The 18208-nt window shown below is 34.6% G+C and carries 12 protein-coding genes; all 12 read right to left on the reverse strand.

Annotation, left to right across the window (positions count from 1 at the left end):
- Positions 1-9: 9 nt before the first annotated feature.
- Complete coding sequence (locus FP435_RS04490; protein WP_265482898.1) at positions 10-3393, reverse strand: hypothetical protein; 3384 nt, start codon at positions 3391-3393, stop codon at positions 10-12.
- Positions 3359-3574, reverse strand: a complete 216-nt coding sequence (locus tag FP435_RS04495) for a hypothetical protein (protein WP_265482899.1) — start codon at positions 3572-3574, stop codon at positions 3359-3361. The genes FP435_RS04490 and FP435_RS04495 overlap by 35 nt, the downstream gene beginning before the upstream one ends.
- Position 3575: 1 nt before the next feature.
- A complete protein-coding gene (locus FP435_RS04500; protein ID WP_265482900.1) occupies positions 3576-7043 on the reverse strand; it encodes a phage tail spike protein in 3468 nt (1155 codons plus the stop codon).
- On the reverse strand, positions 7043-7789 hold the full coding sequence (locus FP435_RS04505; protein ID WP_265482901.1) for a distal tail protein Dit: 747 nt from the start codon (positions 7787-7789) through the stop codon (positions 7043-7045). Before FP435_RS04505 ends, FP435_RS04500 begins: the two co-directional genes overlap by 1 nt.
- Positions 7779-15116 (reverse strand): phage tail tape measure protein, encoded by a 7338-nt coding sequence (locus FP435_RS04510; protein WP_265482902.1) that lies wholly within the window; start codon positions 15114-15116, stop codon positions 7779-7781. Before FP435_RS04510 ends, FP435_RS04505 begins: the two co-directional genes overlap by 11 nt.
- A 4-nt stretch (positions 15117-15120) precedes the next feature.
- The gene (locus FP435_RS04515; RefSeq protein ID WP_265482903.1) at positions 15121-15270 is read right to left on the reverse strand and encodes a hypothetical protein; all 150 of its coding nucleotides are present in this window, start codon (positions 15268-15270) and stop codon (positions 15121-15123) included.
- 38 nt (positions 15271-15308) lie between these two features.
- The gene (locus FP435_RS04520) at positions 15309-15734 is read right to left on the reverse strand and encodes a hypothetical protein (protein WP_265482904.1); all 426 of its coding nucleotides are present in this window, start codon (positions 15732-15734) and stop codon (positions 15309-15311) included.
- 287 nt (positions 15735-16021) lie between these two features.
- Positions 16022-16651, reverse strand: coding sequence for a phage tail protein (locus tag FP435_RS04525; RefSeq protein WP_265482905.1), 630 nt, complete (start codon positions 16649-16651; stop codon positions 16022-16024).
- Complete coding sequence (locus tag FP435_RS04530; RefSeq protein WP_265482906.1) at positions 16652-17035, reverse strand: DUF806 family protein; 384 nt, start codon at positions 17033-17035, stop codon at positions 16652-16654.
- A complete protein-coding gene (locus FP435_RS04535) occupies positions 17035-17484 on the reverse strand; it encodes a hypothetical protein (protein ID WP_265482907.1) in 450 nt (149 codons plus the stop codon). The genes FP435_RS04530 and FP435_RS04535 overlap by 1 nt, the downstream gene beginning before the upstream one ends.
- Positions 17477-17833: a phage head closure protein gene (locus FP435_RS04540; protein WP_265482908.1), complete on the reverse strand. Its 357-nt coding sequence runs from the start codon at positions 17831-17833 to the stop codon at positions 17477-17479. Before FP435_RS04540 ends, FP435_RS04535 begins: the two co-directional genes overlap by 8 nt.
- The gene (locus FP435_RS04545) at positions 17826-18197 is read right to left on the reverse strand and encodes a head-tail connector protein (protein ID WP_265482909.1); all 372 of its coding nucleotides are present in this window, start codon (positions 18195-18197) and stop codon (positions 17826-17828) included. Before FP435_RS04545 ends, FP435_RS04540 begins: the two co-directional genes overlap by 8 nt.
- Between the last annotated feature and the right edge of the window lie 11 nt (positions 18198-18208).

The following is an 18208-nucleotide window of genomic DNA, read 5'->3' on the forward strand; positions in this document are numbered from 1 at the left end:
GCATACCTCCTATCCTGCTACAAATACAGGTATACCTGGATGAGACTTCGAATAATTTAAAGCATCTGTTTCATTAGCAGATACATGACTTGTTTCTTTATTCTTTAATGAATTAATTTGGTTCTGCAAATTATTTATATCTGTTGAATCAGAAACTTTATTCCAACTATCAGGCATTTTTGTTATATTGCCTCGTCGAAAATAAGTATCTCCTCCAGCTTCAATCCAATACTGAACTGTTGTGTTATTATCCCAGTGAATAGTTTTTATCCAGCCCCATCTTGTTCCACTAAGATTAGGTCCATGTACAAATGTTGCATTTCCAGCTTTCCAAACTTTAGTTTCTTGTAAGTAAGTATTATTGTTAAAGTCAATAGTTCCTGAAATATAATCTGCATATTTCTCTGGTGGATGTTTCAAGTCTTCATAGCTGGCAATATTACGCCAAGTACCATAATGATTGCCTTCCCAGTATCTAATAGCAAAAGTTTCAATTGTTGCATTGGTTCCCACTGGGTAAAATAGCTGTGTTTTTGCATTACCATCAAAGTTATAAACAACTAGTGTTCCACGTTTATCGGGGAAGAAACTAGGAGTGTTAGTATTGCCCTGATTTTGTAGCACATAGACACCTTGTGAAGTTAAAGTGTTAACATCTGTTGCTCCAGTAAGCTTAGTATTGCCATTAACTTTATTAATAGCATCAGCAAATGGGGCTAGTGCCTGACCATCTACTAACCAACTTCCACCAATAACTTCATCTTTTCTATTCGTATCTTTTTTAGCCGCAATATCATATCCACGTATTATTTGAGAATGCACATTAATATTTCCGGAACCGTCTGGTGACACACCATTAACTTTTTTAACTTTACCAGCTTGATCAATTCTATTATTTATGTCATTAGTATTAGTCGTCCAGCCAGTTGCCACATTTCCCATTTCAAGTTTAGGCATTGCATACCATAAAGATCCACCTGGAATTTTAATATCCATATTTTGTGGCATTAACATGATCTGAGGATTATCATATGTATTTTTTAGCGTAAAACTTACTTTAAAAAGAGACCATGTTCCAGTGACTGTAATTCTATCTAAGATAAAACTTTCTGCTTGAGCTATTTCTAGTCTTAGTCCGTCAGTATTAACATTTTGATTATTTGATCGAATATATACTGAGTAAGTGTAATTACCTGCTGGCAATTTCCCAGAGAAGCTAGTATCAAACCCAGCATTACCTAATACATCTCCCCAAACATGCATTTGTTTCAAATTTAAAGGACTTAAATTTGAATCTATTGGCTGAATTTCAGAGCCATGGCCAACACTATTGTTATGAACATGTCCAGAAAATCCAGTTAAAGTGTCTGTATTATGAAGTAAATTGTCATGAGGATTACTTGAATCAGAACTTGCAATCGACACCCAAGGAGTAAATGTATTGGTCGATGACCAATTTCTAATCCATTTTTGGGCGCTATTAGTATTTGTTAATTCTTGGGTTCCATTATGTCTTTTATTAGTTGAAACTACTCTTAGAACAGAGTAAACATCAGTTGTAGGGGAATTTTTTAAACTTAATGAATTAGATAAGTCATAGATTCCATCAACTTTATACTGATTTAAATCTTGGTCACCATAAATTACAGATTTTGTCATTGCTGACTCATAATCTTTAGGGTGAGTTGTCCAAGGAACCATATGATCTGTTTCTGAAACCATTAATGAACTTATAAAAAAGCGTGTATCACTAGATGAATTAGAGCCAAATCCAAAAGTAAACGAACCACCTTTTGTGATTTTAAAAGTAGCAAAAACTTTAACATCACTAGTACCACCAAGGCTTTTTAAATTACCATTATCAATAATGGTAAATCCAGATTTAGGTGCATTTTCTGCAGTTATTCCTGTTTCATAGTTGCTAGATGTAGTTAAAATTAAAGACGGCGTAGTCCATGGTACATAAAATCCGCCTCTTACAAAGTTAACTATGCCTGTATCAGAATCTAATCCTCCATAAAGCTTATAATCAACATATAAATCATTAACATTAACATTTTGGAAAAGAGCACTAATTGTAACTGTAGCCCCGGTATGAAAATAAACTTTTTGTCCAACGACACTAGAGCTACCGTACCATTGTAATCTTGTATTTCCTAATCCATCTTTTGTGCCAGCAAAATCTTTATCAAAAAAAGATTTATCTGAAATATCAGTTACTGCGTTCCACTCATTTTCATATGTTGAATGAAACGTCGCAGTATCATGATATGTATTTTCAATTAATCCTGGGCTAGAAACATAAAACTCATCATGCGTTTCGAAATTGTTAAAATCAATTTTTGAAAAATCTACAGATAATTTTGACATTTCTGCTTTAATACTATCAAGCTTATTATTTAGTGCTGTAGTATCTTTACCTTGTTGATTTAACTTATCTTGAATAGATTGAACTTGTTTATTAAAATCAGCAATACGTTGATTTTTCCAATTGTTATAGTCATTTTGAAGACTATTAATCTTATTGGTGAAATTTGTTTGGGCCTGTTTAATTGCACTATCTTTAGCAGAATTAATAGAAGCTATAGCATCATTTTTAGCCTTTTCAGCTGCAGCATGGTCTGAATTAATTTGATTAGTAGCACTAGTATGATCTGCATTTCTTTGATTATCAGCTGCCTTTTTTAAATCATTTAATTGATTAGTAGCATTTGTATTAATTTGCTTAATATCTTGATTCAGTTGATTCTCTAATGCTTGATACTTAGCCTTATAACTATTCAATTCATTTTGCATGTTAGTTAAAGTCTGAGTGGCATTATTTTTAGCTTCATTAATTGCTGCTAAAGCTTTGTTTTTAGAATCAGCTACTTGGTTATTAGCTGAATTTAACGTATCTTGAAGTTTTTTCTTAGTATCACTAATCTGTGTATTAACTGTTGTTTCAGCGCTTTTAATTAAAGCCTTAAAATGATTTTCTAAAGCTTCAAAATCAGAAACATAGTTATTATTATCAAGATAAAGATTGGCTTCTTTAAGAACATTAATTGAAAATGTTTGAGTTGTATCAACAACATCTGATCCTTTGATTATTTCAAGCCACGCACTACCAGTTGCTGCATAAACTTGTGGATGTAAAGTATAACTAACTTTACCTGCTTTAGCATCTGTAATCTTAATACGTTCATCTGCATCATCAATAACTATCTTATTTTGTTCTTTATTATCAACAAACTGGATTCTTGCTCCAGTTAAATCATAAGCAGTAAGATTTGCATTAAGAATTGTTACATTAAGCACTAATCCTTTTTCTGATTGCCGAATTGTTATATGGTCAATATCAACACTAGTTACATTCTTATTTGTTTGAAGTTCTAGATTTGGTAGTGACATCACTATCACCTACTTTCTGATTGTTTTGCAATGTCTTAAGTTGCATCTTTAATTCACTATTTTCATTAGCTAAATATCCATTTTTAGCTTGTAGTGTAGAAATTTCTAATAGAAGGTTACCTACAATATTTCCTGCATTTGTTGCTAAGCTTGTTTTAATTGTATCTGTTAAATTATCCATATTAGCCTTTCCAAATAGTATGTCGTTTTCCATTAACAGTGATATAATCTGCTACCCAATCTTGAACCCAGCTTTTAGCATGAGCCTTAACAATCTCATCGAAGTTTGCATAGGTTAATACTTCATTACCTGATGACCCCACCGTAATATGTGTTGGGGAAATCGTTGTAACAGCATTTTTTTCTATCCCCCAAACTCCACCATTAAAACTATCATTAAATCCTTCAACCGATATTTGACCACTTGAAACCATAGACGAATAATTTGGAGAAGTTAACCAAATTACGTTTCCACCATTCATCGGGCTTAGATCTGTTCCAACAGGTTTATTAGTACCAATAAATATTTGCATTCCGTTTTCTTTTCCAACAGTTAAAGCAGATTCAACCAAACACGAGGTAATATTAACCGCATCAATCGTCCCAGCTTTAATTGCTTCTGCATAAACTCGCCCTTGACTATCAATTGCTCCTCTTAAAACTTGTCCGGTTGCATCTGTATATCCTAGTCCTTGAGCGCTGAAATACATATGACCACCATCTGAACTGCGAGCTTGTAATTCAGTAGGATTAGTCCAATCGGGGTAAGCATGGATAACACCACCACCGCCTGACCGAATCCAACTAAGTGATTCTTGAGCAGCACTATCAATCTTATTCATTTGTTCTTCAAAGCGCTTATTTGTCACTAGTTGTTCATCAATTCTTTTACCATTTTTATTGGTTACTTCCCTAATTAATCCCATGTCTTTCATCATTTGCTTTTCAGCACGTTTTCTATCCGTACCCTCTAGCTTTAACATGGAATGATATCGTCCAAGCAAACTATCAGTTCTATCATTAATTTCACCAGCTGATTTATCTACACCATCTTGAACTGCATTAGCCATTAAGTGTTCATAGGTGATTGGTAGTTCGCCAATAGTATGGCTAGTATATTTATGAGCAATTGCATCCCAAGTAGTAGAAGAAACCATAGCTGTTTCATCTACCCCTAATGCTGGATAAACTACTTTTACACGGTCATATAAATTAACATTAGATAAATCAAATTCTTCATGATCGTATTGCTGATAGTCCACTGTTAAAGATGTTACAGGATAACCGATTCTATTTTCAGTCATATAATTTAGGGCAAGTTGATATAATTGTTCTCTATCTTTATCAGTTGCTTCCCAAGTACCATCAGGTCTTTCGCCACTAGTATCGGTGTTATCATGAGTAAAATATGAAGAAAGATCTACATTTTCTACTCTAGCTACTTCAGTATCATAGGCATTAGGTGCATATACGACTCCACCAAGATCAACCATAACTTCGCCTTGTTCATTATTATTGATAGTATCAAGAGGTTGGTTTTCTGAACTTTCAGCACTTTTTGCATGAGGGGCTACTTCTCCTGATTTAGTATATTTAAGATATTTTGATAATATCCAACCTTCTTTGCCATTTTTAAGTATTACGTAGCTCCAGTTGGTAGTATCTCCTCCGGTTTTACCAGCTACAGCAGTTTTTGTGATTGTAACACTAGTCATATCAGCAATTGATATATTTCCATCTTTTAAAGTCTTACCCGCTGGTGTTTCATACAACTCAACTCGTCCTGTTTTATCAATCAAATCTTGTCGTACTTTTTCAATAGAAGGTGGCTTATATGCTTTAGCAGCTTTCCAGTTTACATCGCCTGATTTTACCCATCTATTTTGTCCAGGAACCCAATAATAAGTTTCACCATTAATCTGGGTTTGCTTAGTAACCTTCCAAGCCCCTTGTTTTAAAGTAGTTTTAACATATTTAGTCTTCGTTCCATAATACTTTGGATTAGCCACAATCTTTGTATGTCTAACTTTCTTTTTATCCCCATACTTTCCTTTTGTCTTTTTGCCATTAGCAGTTTTTGCACGAGGTTCATAAGTATAATAAGAGATCTTTTTTGTAGGTTTCGTTTTCTTAGTTCTGGTGCTTACTTTAGTTTTTGTCTTTGAGGCTTTTTCTCCAGGCTTAGTATAACTCTGGGCATTCTTTTTAATTACGGCTGTTCCTCGAGCTGGAGAAGTAATATAAGAGCCTTCTTTAGATTGTGATGTGTGTGGTCCAAATATCCATCTATGCGTATTTCCGTTACCTAAGTGGTACCATTTTCTTCCTTGCTCATCTATTGCTACTTCATCGTAGGTTAATGGCTCACCCAATTTATGAACAACATCTTTACCTTTTTTCTTAACGTGATAGTGTTCAGGTCCTTTATATGGAGAATACCATTCATAGATACCGCCAGGATAGTTAACTACTACTTTCCCACTCTCAGCATATTTAATGCTATTACCACCAGATTTTGTTACATCAATATGTCCATTTCCTATCACATCATTAACAACGTATGTTCCTGTTTTATCAACAGTTAAATAAGTTGAATCAATCCAGCCGTTCATTGGAGAAGTAATTCTGACCCAGTCATCACCATTAACAGTTTCTACTACTACCGTTTTACCTTCATTGCTAGTAACATTTTCATCATTTTTTACAATTTTAACTGTATTAATTTTTTGCCCAGCTTTAACAGAACCAATTTTTTTATGGCCCATAATTGGTGTATTGTAAATGTCAATTGAAGCACCAGCAGCATATGTTACTTCTGCATGTTCTGTGTAATCATCACCAATACTATTCCAATCAACGTTAGTTTCTGTTGCCTTGGGAGTTTGAGGCGTATATTTAGCATAAGGATAAATCGCAGTATATGTTCCATCAATATTTTTATCTTGAGTTAATGTACTTAAATTGCGTCCATATCTAATCGTTTGGGTTGTTTCACTTCCTGGGTTCTGTCTAAAATTAAATTCATAATTATCAAATACCCAGTAACCACCATAAAGAGAAACCATTGATTGAACTTGTGTATCTCCCATTTGGTCAGGATCCAGTAGCAAGTTAGATGCAGCTTGTGTAGTCATTGGAAAATTGACTGCTGACACATTATAAACATCTGTATTAAATGTGATTTGTGGCATTGGTTCAGCTAATGAATTAATAATCGTATTGAAAGTATCAGCTGCACTCATTGCATTTTGTACAATGTCGCTTGTAATTGTGTTATTAGCTATATCAGCTGCAATATGATTTGCAGTTATAGCAAGCCCTTCTAAGCTTTTTTGTACTTGAGTGATACGGAATTTTTGATGAAGTAAATCTGGTCCCATATCTGTCATAATTATTCTTCCTGGAATAATTTCAGTTGCATGTTGTCCTTCAACTTTATACGTCATTTGAAGAGTAGGAAATGCATTAGCAGTTCTAGTAACAGTACATGATAGAGTATCACTTAGTGCCCCTAATCCATTTCTATAATCATTATCAGATGCCCTTTCATATAAAATTGGAAAACGCATAAGATATTGGTCAGGTTGTTCTTCAACTTCATATTCGCCATATTCTTCTTCTAAATCATCTAATGTTGGAACTACTGGCATTAAGCTAATCGCCTCCAATTCGGTCTATATTCAATTGAATTCAAATTTCCACTAAACGTGATAATATTCTTATCCATCTCTAGTATCGGAGTATCATTATTAGCAAATTGAACTTGTCCGTTTCGATCTTCAACTGGAGATTTATATGCTTGACAGTTTTCACCATCAATAAACATTTCCCCATCCACTTCCATTACATATTCAAGTCCATTGACTGTTAAAGTGAATTCTCCGTCCCCTGTAATATGCCAATCAGGTATTGCTTCCATATTTTCAGTATTATAAACCACGCCCGTAGGCGGGAGTGGTTGAAAATCAATACCATCATTACGGTATAAAAAAGGCTTACAGTTAAAAGTTATAGTACCTGTTCCTGTAAGCTCATTTGTTTCAGTTAATGTAGGAGGCGTTATCGCAATTGCGCTCCAAACATAGTTTTCTTGTGTATCAAAAGAAAGAAAATTATAATCATTGTCCATTATCCAGTCAGCAATATCATTTTTTAAAGCAAACCAGCTAGAATATCTATCTGGTTTTTTAATAAAAAAGTTAACTGTTAAAGTTACATTTTGCCGACTATGATTATCAACTAAAATATCACCAGATCTTCCAACTAAATGAGTTGAAGTAATATCTGGCTGACTAAATGTATAAGGTAATGGCCAATTGAGGTAAATTCCAAAATCTAAACTAGATTGAGTACGAAACTTCATTCTAGCAAATTTTGATGATTGATTAGAAACCATTTGTTACTCCTTTTTGTCCATTAATATATCGTTGTGTTTGATTTTTACGAATATATTTATCAATTTGTCGAGCTACTTTTTGACCATCAATATTTACGGTAGTTTGAATTATTTCTGGCTTGTTTACTAATTCTTTGATAACCTTTAAAAGTTCTTTTTCAAACTTTTCATGTTTCTTTTGTTCATTTCTAAACTCGGTAACAATCTTATTTAGGTTACTACTTAAATTAGAGCCAGACGCTGTGTCGCCACCCATTACTGCCAATACATCAGCAAGTAATTCTTGTGCTCGACTACGCTTATTCAGATCTAATGGGATAATTGCTTCAGGCTTGTTTCCTTCTGAAATTTCAGCCATTTGGTGAACAGCTGAAAAACCACCATTAGCAAATCTACGGTGACCTTGAGGGCCAGAATGAAGCCAATCCATCTTTCTTACACCCCAAATAGTTGTCCAACCGATAGAATTTGCCCAATCAGAGTTATTAAAGAAAGCTAATAGTTGGTCATAAGGGTGCATAATATGGTTATGGCCTGGCATTGCATACGCCGCAAAGGTTGGAGGAGTATATTGTAAAATCCCTCGAGCTTCATTACCACCAGAATTCACATCGTGAATACTTTGGATGACACTTCTATTACCAGATTCACTCATAATTACTTGCATTAATTTTTTAGCAAATCCACTTGGTAATGATACTTTCATCTTTCTAGCAGCTGATTCAATCATGCTGATAGATGCAGCGTTGCCTCCGACATCATCTAAGCCAAATACATCTGCTAATTTACTGATAAAGTTCCAGTATCCTTTACCGACTTGATTTTTTATTTGAGCTTGTAATTTAGAATTTGTTTTAATCGTAGGCGTGTTATTATTATCGAATTTCATTCCAGGTATTCTACCAAATAATGGCTTAGAACCAAATGCTGAAATTTTACCCATTCCTATACCATCTTGAGGATTTTGTGCAGAATAATAATTATCTCCACCTGCATAAACCCCAACGTGTTCACTACCACCAGGCCCAAAGAATACCAAGTCACCAGGTTTAGCATTACTTTGACTAATATGTTGTGTAGCAGCATACTGTTCTCCTGAAGTTCTCGGAAATGCTTTCTTAAATCCATTTTCAAGTGAATATTGAACTAACCCAGAACAGTCAAAAGCTTCTGCACCAGTGGCACCCCATACATATGGCTTGCCACTACCATATTTTTCCATTGCTTTTAGTAATCCACTGTTAGAAACAGAGTCCCCATCATCAAGCTTATCACTAGTCATCTTCCATAATTGTTGCCACCAATTACTCATATTTGAATAAGTTTTATCATAAACCCCTTCAGCAAGTTGCAACATAGCACCTTTAACACCATTTGCTGAAAATTGAGTAAGTGATTTAAGTCCCTGCTCACTATGTGATCCTAGTTTTTCGGCTAAATCATACCATTTTTTAAGAACCTTTTCACTTTTGGTATTTGGTGGGATAACAGGATTATTTGCAAAATCACTTAAAGTACTTAACCAACCTGTACCAGTTGCGTAATGTTTAATCCCTCTTTGTGCCATTAATGCTTTAGTTTCAGTTGCATTAAACACTTCATCTCCAGGCATTAAAAGTGCTTTGGTATTTCTACCATCGACCACGCCAAATAGCCCTGTTGATGGTCTCCAAATAGCTTCCTTGTTGCCGGTTTCCGGACTATCATTTCCATCATTTAACATCGCTAAAGTTGGTTCAGTAATTGGGCGTCTTACACCACTGAATGCACCTGTACCAGTTGCATACTTTACATATGATACTTTTGAAACAGCACTTGATGTTCCACCAAATGAACTGATAACTCCATCAACTTTACCAATTGCTTGATTCAAGATGCTCAAAACACTATTCATGCCTTTTCCGGCCTGTGTCTTCATTGTGGACCACATCTTACTAAAGATGCTTTTAACGCCACGAGCTACACTATTCCAACCGCTCTTAAATTTGCTATTAAATGAACTAAGAGATGATAAGGTTTTTCTCACCCAAGTGCTCATTGCACTTTCATTCTTAGACCACATACTCTTCCATTCTGATTGATATTTTGAAGAAAATTCTTTTTGATTCTTCAAAGCATCATCATTCATGGTTTTAAGGCGTTTAGTGTAGTTGCCTTTATCACTCTTAAGAGTTTCTACAGCATATTTAGCTTGATCACTAATTTCATCCCCAAAAGGATGTTTCGTAATTGCTGAGTAAACATTATCAATTGCATCTTCTGCTTTTTCAAAATAAGAGATTAACTTTTTAAGGCTATCTCTTGAATCTTTAGCTGCCTTTGAAACAGCTTGTAGTTTCTTAGCAACGTCTCGTACTGAATAATAAAGCCTATCAAAGTTCTTTGAACTATTCTTTAACTCTTTATCAGTACTCTTCAGACTACTATCAGTATCTGAAAATGCCTTAACAAGTCCGCTACCCTTCTTACCACTTTTTCCAATGGCTTTAGTAATCTTATTGATATAAGTAACCATCTTAGAAGAGTCGGTCTTTAAAGTCTTGGTTAGTTTATCAAGATCAGTTTGGAATTGAGATAAGATAGATCCATTCTTCTTACCTTTACCGCTTCCTCCACCTTTTGATAAAGCTTCAATAGACTTTTTAATGTCTTGGAATCCTTTACCAGCTTTAGGAGCATCTTTACTTAAAGATCTAAAATCTTTAGTTAAACCATCAAGTGGCTTTTTAGCGTCAGTGAATAAACTAGCAAGTGTTTTTTGCTTTTTAGTTCCTTGGAAAGCATCTCGAATTTTTTTAACTGCTTCTGTAATCTTCTTAGTGTCATTAGTTAAAGCTTTTTTCAGGTTATCTAATCCTTTAGCCATTTTATCAAAAGGATTATTTCTACCAGTAAATTGTTTAGTTACTTTACCAATTGCTTTAAAATCACTAGCGGTTTTATTTAATTTATCATTTAAAGCTTTTACTTTAGAGGTAAATTTTTCAAATGCAGTTTTTAAAGAATTAATTGTGGAAACTAATCCTGATTTACCTTTGGTTCCTTTGAAAGCATCATTAAGAGTATTAAGCCCTCTTTTTATGCTTTTAGCATGAGACTTAAGGGTTCTGTCTAGTTTTGGCAAATCACGGTTAAATGCCTCAAACGCATCTTTTTTAGCCATTGAATTAGCAAAAGTAGCAAGATACTTAAAGGCATTACCAATATCTCTAACTTGGTCAGCAACCTTTTTCCAGCCCTTAGTATGGTCAATTAAGAATTTATTTACACTTTCAAGTTGTTTTTCAACTTGATCGCTCTTCATTTCATCATGAACTATTTTAAGATTCTTAGCATAACCCTTTAAAGCAGCTGAAAGCTTATTCACATTAGCAATTTCTGCCTTTGTAACTTTTGTACCTGATTTAATGATTCTTTCACTAACAGTATTAGAAGAACTAGATTTAGACTTTGATTTAGATGAACTAGTAGAAGAGCTTTTTGAACCAGTTCCTTCAATATTCTTATTGAACCAATTGCTGAATCCATTCCATTGTTTCTTAGCAGTGTTAATAGCACCGTCCATAGTATCCTTGATGGTCTTTTTCCAACCACCCTTTTTAATACTATTAACTGCTTTTCCAACAAAACTAGTTACATGACCAAGACTAGTTCTACCAAAGGTACTCTTTATGCTGTTTTGTGCATTACTCCAAGCACCTTTCCAATTTCCTTTGCGAATGTAACCTACTGTTTTACTTACAAAGCTAGTTGCATGTCCAAGATTAGTTTTACCAAAAGTACTTCTAATACTACTATTTGCGCTACTCCAAGCGCCTTTCCAACCTGCCTTCTTAATCTTGTTAACTGCCTTGCCAACAAAATTAAATACTTGGCCGGGAAGTGTTTTGCTAAATGCATTTTTTCCAAATTTAACAGCATCATTCCAAGCGCCTTTCCAGTCGCCTTTCTTGATCTTATTAACAGTTGGCCCAACCGCTTTTCCGATTGTATCAAAAGCACCTTTAGCTACCTTTTTACCAAAGTTAAATACCCCAGAAAAGCCTCTCTTAATTTCTGGCCAATACTTACCTACGGCACTACCAATGGTTTCGCCTAATGCAGCACCTGCAAGTGTACCAGCTCCCGGAATTACTGATCCAAGTGCAGCACCTACACCAGCACCTACACCACCACCAATTCCAGAACCAATTTTTCTACTTTTTTCTTCTGGGTTTCTTTCTTTAATACCGTCAACAATATTAAAAGCGTCATCAGCAAGACCAAAACCCAGATTCCAACCATTAAAGAAGCTGCCAAATAAGCCTTTACCCAGTGGTTTAAGCTTTGACCCAGCCTTGCCTAACTTACCAAGTATACCAGTAGTAGCTTTAGTACCTGCCTCAGCACCACCAGTTGCACCTGCTTTACCTAACCCTTTAAAAATACCCCAATTCTTAGGATTAATCTTAGAAAGTCCAGACTTAAATTTACCTAAAAAACCTGTCGATGATTTCATACCTGAAGCTGTTCCAGCCTTTTCAGATTTCTTAAAGATACTCCAATTCTTAGGATTTACTTTAGAAAGCTTGCTCTTGAATCCTTTTTTGTAACCATTACCATGCTTACCACCAAGTTTTTCAATGTCCTTAGCAACTTTCCCTTCTTTGCCACCTTTAGCTTCAGCAACATCTCCAACAGCGTCTACAGCGTCAGACATTAAGTCACCGCCAGATCCGCCATTTTTATTGATATTATTTAGGTCTTTATTTTCTCTAGCAACAGTTCTTTCAGTATCATTAGCAAGGCCATTAATTTCTTTTTGGATTCTAATCTGTTCTTCTAAAAGCTTATTAGTTTCTTTTAGAGTGGTATTAACATCACTTTGTTTACCTCGAAGTTTGCTAAACCAACCTCCAATAGTTTTAATTAAGCCAACACCATCTTTACCTAGTGCTACTACCCCACCAATTAAAGTTTTAAAAGTTTTAACACTTAAAGTAATACCTGCTACTACTCCTACAACTTTACCAAGTCCATTAGCAAAACCACGTGCATTTTTATCAGATAAGCCTAATGCTCGAGCAACCGTACCAATTCCTTTTGCAATTGGTTTGATAACATTCCAAACAGTTTTAAGTCCACTTCCAACTCCAGTTACAAATGAAATTATTGTTGGTATGTGCTTAGTAACAGTTGTTACCAAACCAGTAACTAAATTAGATACATCTTTAATAGATTGTTGTCCTTCTTTAGATACTGCCCAATCTGCAAAATACTTAGCTGCCTTATTAACCGACGGCAAAAGATTTTTACCAATGTTAATAGCTGTGTCATCAACAACAGCTTTAAGTCGCTTAAGCTGTCCTTGAGTAGTAGCCATATTCTTTTGTGCTATTTTATGAACATATGTTCCAGAATCTCCAGCTTCTTTGGTTTTCTTTGAAATATCAGCTAAATCTTTAACATTTTCAGCCAAAATCATTCCGGCTTGTTGCCCTGTTGTACCAAATAAACTTTGGAAGATATTGGTTTTTTCTGTTCTAGAAAGTCCCTTGGTTTTTTCTCCTAAGACACCCATAATCTCGGTTAAACTCTTTAATTGGCCATTTGGTTTAACCAACTCGTCCTTAGTAATTCCCAACTTCTTTAGTGGACTATCTTTTTCATCAATCTTTTTAACAGCACTACTTAAAGAGTTGATAACTTTTCTTAACCCAGTACCAGCCTTATCTGCCTCAAGTCCATTGTTAGATAATATACCCATTGCAGCAGCAGTTTCATTTAATGAAAAACCTGCTTGGTGAGCAGTTGAGTTAACATAAGACATTCCGATTCCTAAATCATGGAATCCTGTAGAAGTTGCATCTGCTGCATAAGCTAATTCATTAGTAACTTTCTTAGTATTAGCTAGCATTTGGGCAGTACTTTTACTCTTAAGCCCAAAACCTTCTAAAGTTTGAGATGCTACAGTAGTAACATCACTAAAAGTGTCTCCTGTTGCAACAGAAGCTTCAACTTCAGAACGCATTGCCCCCATGGCTTGTTTAGTAGAATACCCTCGTTTGATTAGGTCTTCATAACCTTCTGCAATGTCTTTTTGAGCAAGTCCATACTTTAAGGACATTTCCCGTCCATCTTTTTGCATTGCAGTTACACTTTTAGTGGCTTCAGCTGTTTGTTCTCCACCAACTACCGCTAGGTTGGTAATTTCTTTATAGGTTTGTTGTAGTCCAGCAGCTTTTTTAACACTTTCAGTAGCTGCTACCCCAACACCACCAATACCAGCAGCAGCAATACCAAAGCCACCTTTAACAGACGAGGCCCATTCCTTTGTGGCACCAGTATTTTGCTTAAGCTCATTACGCATTCCTTTTAAAGTAGTACTAAAAGAAGCAAGTCTGGTTGTTTTAAACCCACTTGCTTCTTTTGATACTTTTTTTAAATTTCCTGCAACCTTTTCAGTTTGTGCAGCTTGATTTGCGTATGTTTTTGCACTTTTTCCAAGTTCTTCACTTAAGCCGTGTAACTTAGCCTTATCTTGCTCTATTGCCTCAGATACTTTGTTATACTCTTGACGGAGTTTTTCAAGAGCTTCTTTAGCTTCTTGGGTTTTAGAATCATTTTCACCTAACTTATTAGAAAGTTGGTTATAATTATTTCTCGCCCTAATTAACTCTTTAGAATTACCATTTAAAGCTTTTTCATTCTTTTCTAAAGAAAGTCTTGTTGTTTGGTAATTAGATTGAAGTTTCTTTTGGTAATTTCCAAGCTGTTCTGTAACTTTAATTTCAGCTTTTAACTGGCTTTTTAAAGATTCTCGCTCAGTTTTAAGTCCTTGAATTCGGCTTCTTTCAGCTTTGTAATATGAGCCACTTTCTTCTAGTGATTTAGTCCATGCTTTATTGGCAGTAGTTATTGATTCAGTTGATTTTCTAAAAGCATCAATACCAGTTTTTGCTCTTTCAACAGCAAGTTTATCTTGCTGCATTTGATGATCTAACTGAGCGATAGCATTTTTATACCGATTAATAGTATTAATTGCACGCGCAATCTTACCATTTAAAGTATTATTTTCCTCACCAGATTGCTTGAGTTCTTGTTTCCAAGCTTGAATGTTCTTTTGTAGTTTTTCAATTGCAATTTTATAAGTTTCAGAAGTGTTTGCGGCATCCTTAATTCTTTGAGAGTATGCAGAAACAGTGCCTTCACCTTCACGCAAAGTCGCAAAGTTTGCTCTCATTACTGTCTTCAAAGCTTGAGCTTCATTCTTAATAACTCTCAAGCCTCTAGTCATACCACGATCTTCTAAACTAATCGCAAATCTATAACCTTCTATAACTGGCATTCTTTCACTCTCCTAAACTATGAATTAAATCTAGAGGATCGACTTCTCTGTCTTTTCTAGATTTTGCCTTATTAATCTCTGTCCAGTCTGAGAATGAACCATTATAGAAGTCTGTTGGTAAAACACCTTTTTCAGTTAAAAGTTGTTGTCCCATGTAGTCGATGTCTTCATTAAGATTTTTTAAATCCCATACTAATCGACGGCGCTTAATTTTGGGTCTTCTGTTTCTTCTTCCTCAACTGTTTCATTATTTGCTGCTAATGAGCTAAATTTATCATTTGTTGGAAGTTGCATGTCTAAGAAGTCGTTAGCAACCTTTTCATAGAATTTCTTGATATCGTCAAATGACATATCTTCTAACTTTTTCTTATCTTCAGAATTTAGACCTAATAATTTTGCTGTTCCGTCAACGATTAATGGATATACAATATCGGAATAATCTAATAAATTGATAGCAACAGCACCTTCTTCACGTTTCTTTCTTTCCATTTCATCAATGTTAGTTAACATCTTTTGAATATTAGAAGAAACAATCTTGATATTTTTCATGCTATCCATTACATGAAATTCTTTATCTAAAATAGTTTCTTTTGCGTCAAAGGTAACAACTTTTGTCATAATGTCATTCTCTCTTTCTTTTAATACATAATTTCTAGTTATTTAAACTTGTAATATTGCCCGCCATCCAAACCCGATAAAGAAAAGAGAGCAACAAATCACATCCATTTAGTTGCTCTCAAGATTTAAATATTAATCTTGCTTCAAATCTTCTGATTTATTAGTAAGTGGTTCTTCTTTTTCCAACTTACTAATAGGTGAATCCTCATTATTTACTAACTCATCAACTTTTATTGAGTTATTTGCCTGTGAAATCTTGCTTTCACTAAGTGATCCGCCCTCTAAAACTATTTTTTTTTACCACCATTTGTGGCATCGTATTGATTGCCAGGGAAGACACGATCAAACATTTTTTGCTTATCAAAGTTCTTATCAGCTGCATCGTAGTAAGCTGCACATTTGTTGTTAAATTTATCATAAGCAATTGCAGTATAAGTTAAGTTATCGTCTTCACGAGTTTCTGCAGTATTTGTATTAGTTTGCACGTTTTGTGCTGTTTGTGTCATAATTCCACGGCCAAAGCAGAAAAATGCAGAAGTTAAAGTAATTGGGGATTGTGATTCAATAATCAATCCAGTTTCAACTGGCTTATCTCCATCAACCCAACCACCATCTTCTAATTGAACATGACCTAACATTTTTTCCTTCTTTTCAGGATTAATAAAGTTAGAATCAATTGCTACTGTTGGTGCACCATCTTGTGCTGATACATCAACAACTTGGTTATTACCAGAAATCTTAGTAACATTACCAGCTAAGTTAGAAATGTTAGCTGTTTTAGTACCTAAGTTTCTGTTTGCTTTATTTGTATCAATTTCAAAAATACCGGTATCAGATAAACCAGCATCTCCTGCAACTACGTTTCCGTTGTCATCTTTAATACCAACGTAAACCATCTTTAAACCGATTGCTGCCATTTAAAGCTCCTTTATATAATTAAATTTCAATGTATTTGTTATTTGTTGATTATCTGGTGTAATTACGTGACCTGCATTTTGATAGCAATAATAATTTTTTTGCACTAAAAAAAGCTCGATTGTTGTTTCGAGCTTATCAATATCTTCTTCGTAATCTCTTGGATAATAGAATTGAAGTTGAATTCTTTTTTTAGTTGCAATAGGAGTGTTATTACCATATAAATGCCTACCTCTCGTTACTTCAGTAACAAGAATGATAGGTTTGTCAGTCGAAGTATCAGACGGAGAAACCATAAAACCATGAATATGTTCGGGCAAAATATCAATAAATTTATCCGTATTCTGCTTTAAAAGAGTTACAACAGTTCCGACATCAGTAGCCATTATAATCCTCTCCGTTTCATCACTTTTTTAATAGCTTCTAGTTCTGCCTTTTTTACTTCGTGTTCAGTAGCACTTTCTGTTTCTTCCCAGAAGTGCATCCCTTCAACATGTCTATATGGACCACCATATTGGTTCTTAACATCCCAACCATCATTTAAAAATCTTCCAATATATGCTTTTTTACCTTTTTTAGTAAAGCCAAGTTCTACTTCACCACCAGATACTTTATTTCTTTTTAAAGTATCCAATAAATGCTGTTCTCCGTTACTAATCTGCTTAGCACCATATGGGTTATTTTTAAGATTGGTTTGTAAAAAATTTCTTAAGTGCTTTTCAAATGGTTTCATTGCTGCACCATTTATCTCAAAACGCTCTTTTTCAGTAAAGCTTTTACCCAATTCTTCAAGCTTTTTATCCATGTTAACTTCATTTAGTATTTCATTAGCCATGTTTATCCTCCACGTGACAGGTTATCAAATCATAAGCATCTGCGGTTCTACCTTCATCATAAAGAATATGGTCAATGATATACTTCTTGCTTTCAAATTGAATTAAATAATCAGTAGTAATTTGAGGGTCATGTCGAATGGCAAATACCATTGCATTTTTAATTCCAGATCCAGCAAGTTTAAGTTGCTGATATTGAGTTAAGCTCCACTTAGCCGCCCAACGGGTAGTTTCAACTTTAAAGCCACTTATTTCATTGCCTGTATTTGGATTTATTTTGCCAGTAGGTTCTTCATGGCCAAATTCAAGCCGATAAACCATTCTCGCAATATTCAATCTGTGTTTAACCATTTAGATCATCACCATAAACACGATAATAGTCATCATCTAATGATACAGTAAGATCTCTATAGTCATCTTTTAGTTGGTTAACATCATTACGATATTCAGGCTTTTCAAAAATCATTGCATTACTATCTGCATCCCTATTGTTGTAGTGAGTATAAGCATCTATCAAAACAGCTGCCATAAATGCAGGGTTATCATCAAAGAAATCATCAATTTTCTTTCCAACTTCTCCAATGACCTTTCTCTGTGCAGATAATAACCACATTTTTAGTAAATCATCTTCAATTTCTGAATCGACTTTAGCATAAATCTTAAATTGTTTAAGCATTTCATCGTCTACTTCAGACATTAATTTACTAATACTCATCTATCCCACCT

Origin of the sequence: Lactobacillus sp. PV037 (genome assembly GCF_014522345.1) — a bacterium.
In the GTDB taxonomy this organism is placed as follows: Bacteria; Bacillota; Bacilli; order Lactobacillales; family Lactobacillaceae; genus Lactobacillus.

Bases quoted from the DNA above. Each gene is read 5' to 3' on its own strand.
- FP435_RS04490 (WP_265482898.1), bottom strand. From the start codon at position 3,393: ATGTCACTACCAAATCTAGAACTTCAAACAAATAAGAATGTAACTAGT.
- FP435_RS04495 (WP_265482899.1), bottom strand. From the start codon at position 3,574: ATGGATAATTTAACAGATACAATTAAAACAAGCTTAGCAACAAATGCA.
- FP435_RS04500 (WP_265482900.1), bottom strand. From the start codon at position 7,043: ATGCCAGTAGTTCCAACATTAGATGATTTAGAAGAAGAATATGGCGAA.
- FP435_RS04505 (WP_265482901.1), bottom strand. From the start codon at position 7,789: ATGGTTTCTAATCAATCATCAAAATTTGCTAGAATGAAGTTTCGTACT.
- FP435_RS04510 (WP_265482902.1), bottom strand. From the start codon at position 15,116: ATGCCAGTTATAGAAGGTTATAGATTTGCGATTAGTTTAGAAGATCGT.
- FP435_RS04515 (WP_265482903.1), bottom strand. From the start codon at position 15,270: ATGGGACAACAACTTTTAACTGAAAAAGGTGTTTTACCAACAGACTTC.
- FP435_RS04520 (WP_265482904.1), bottom strand. From the start codon at position 15,734: ATGACAAAAGTTGTTACCTTTGACGCAAAAGAAACTATTTTAGATAAA.
- FP435_RS04525 (WP_265482905.1), bottom strand. From the start codon at position 16,651: ATGGCAGCAATCGGTTTAAAGATGGTTTACGTTGGTATTAAAGATGAC.
- FP435_RS04530 (WP_265482906.1), bottom strand. From the start codon at position 17,035: ATGGCTACTGATGTCGGAACTGTTGTAACTCTTTTAAAGCAGAATACG.
- FP435_RS04535 (WP_265482907.1), bottom strand. From the start codon at position 17,484: ATGGCTAATGAAATACTAAATGAAGTTAACATGGATAAAAAGCTTGAA.
- FP435_RS04540 (WP_265482908.1), bottom strand. From the start codon at position 17,833: ATGGTTAAACACAGATTGAATATTGCGAGAATGGTTTATCGGCTTGAA.
- FP435_RS04545 (WP_265482909.1), bottom strand. From the start codon at position 18,197: ATGAGTATTAGTAAATTAATGTCTGAAGTAGACGATGAAATGCTTAAA.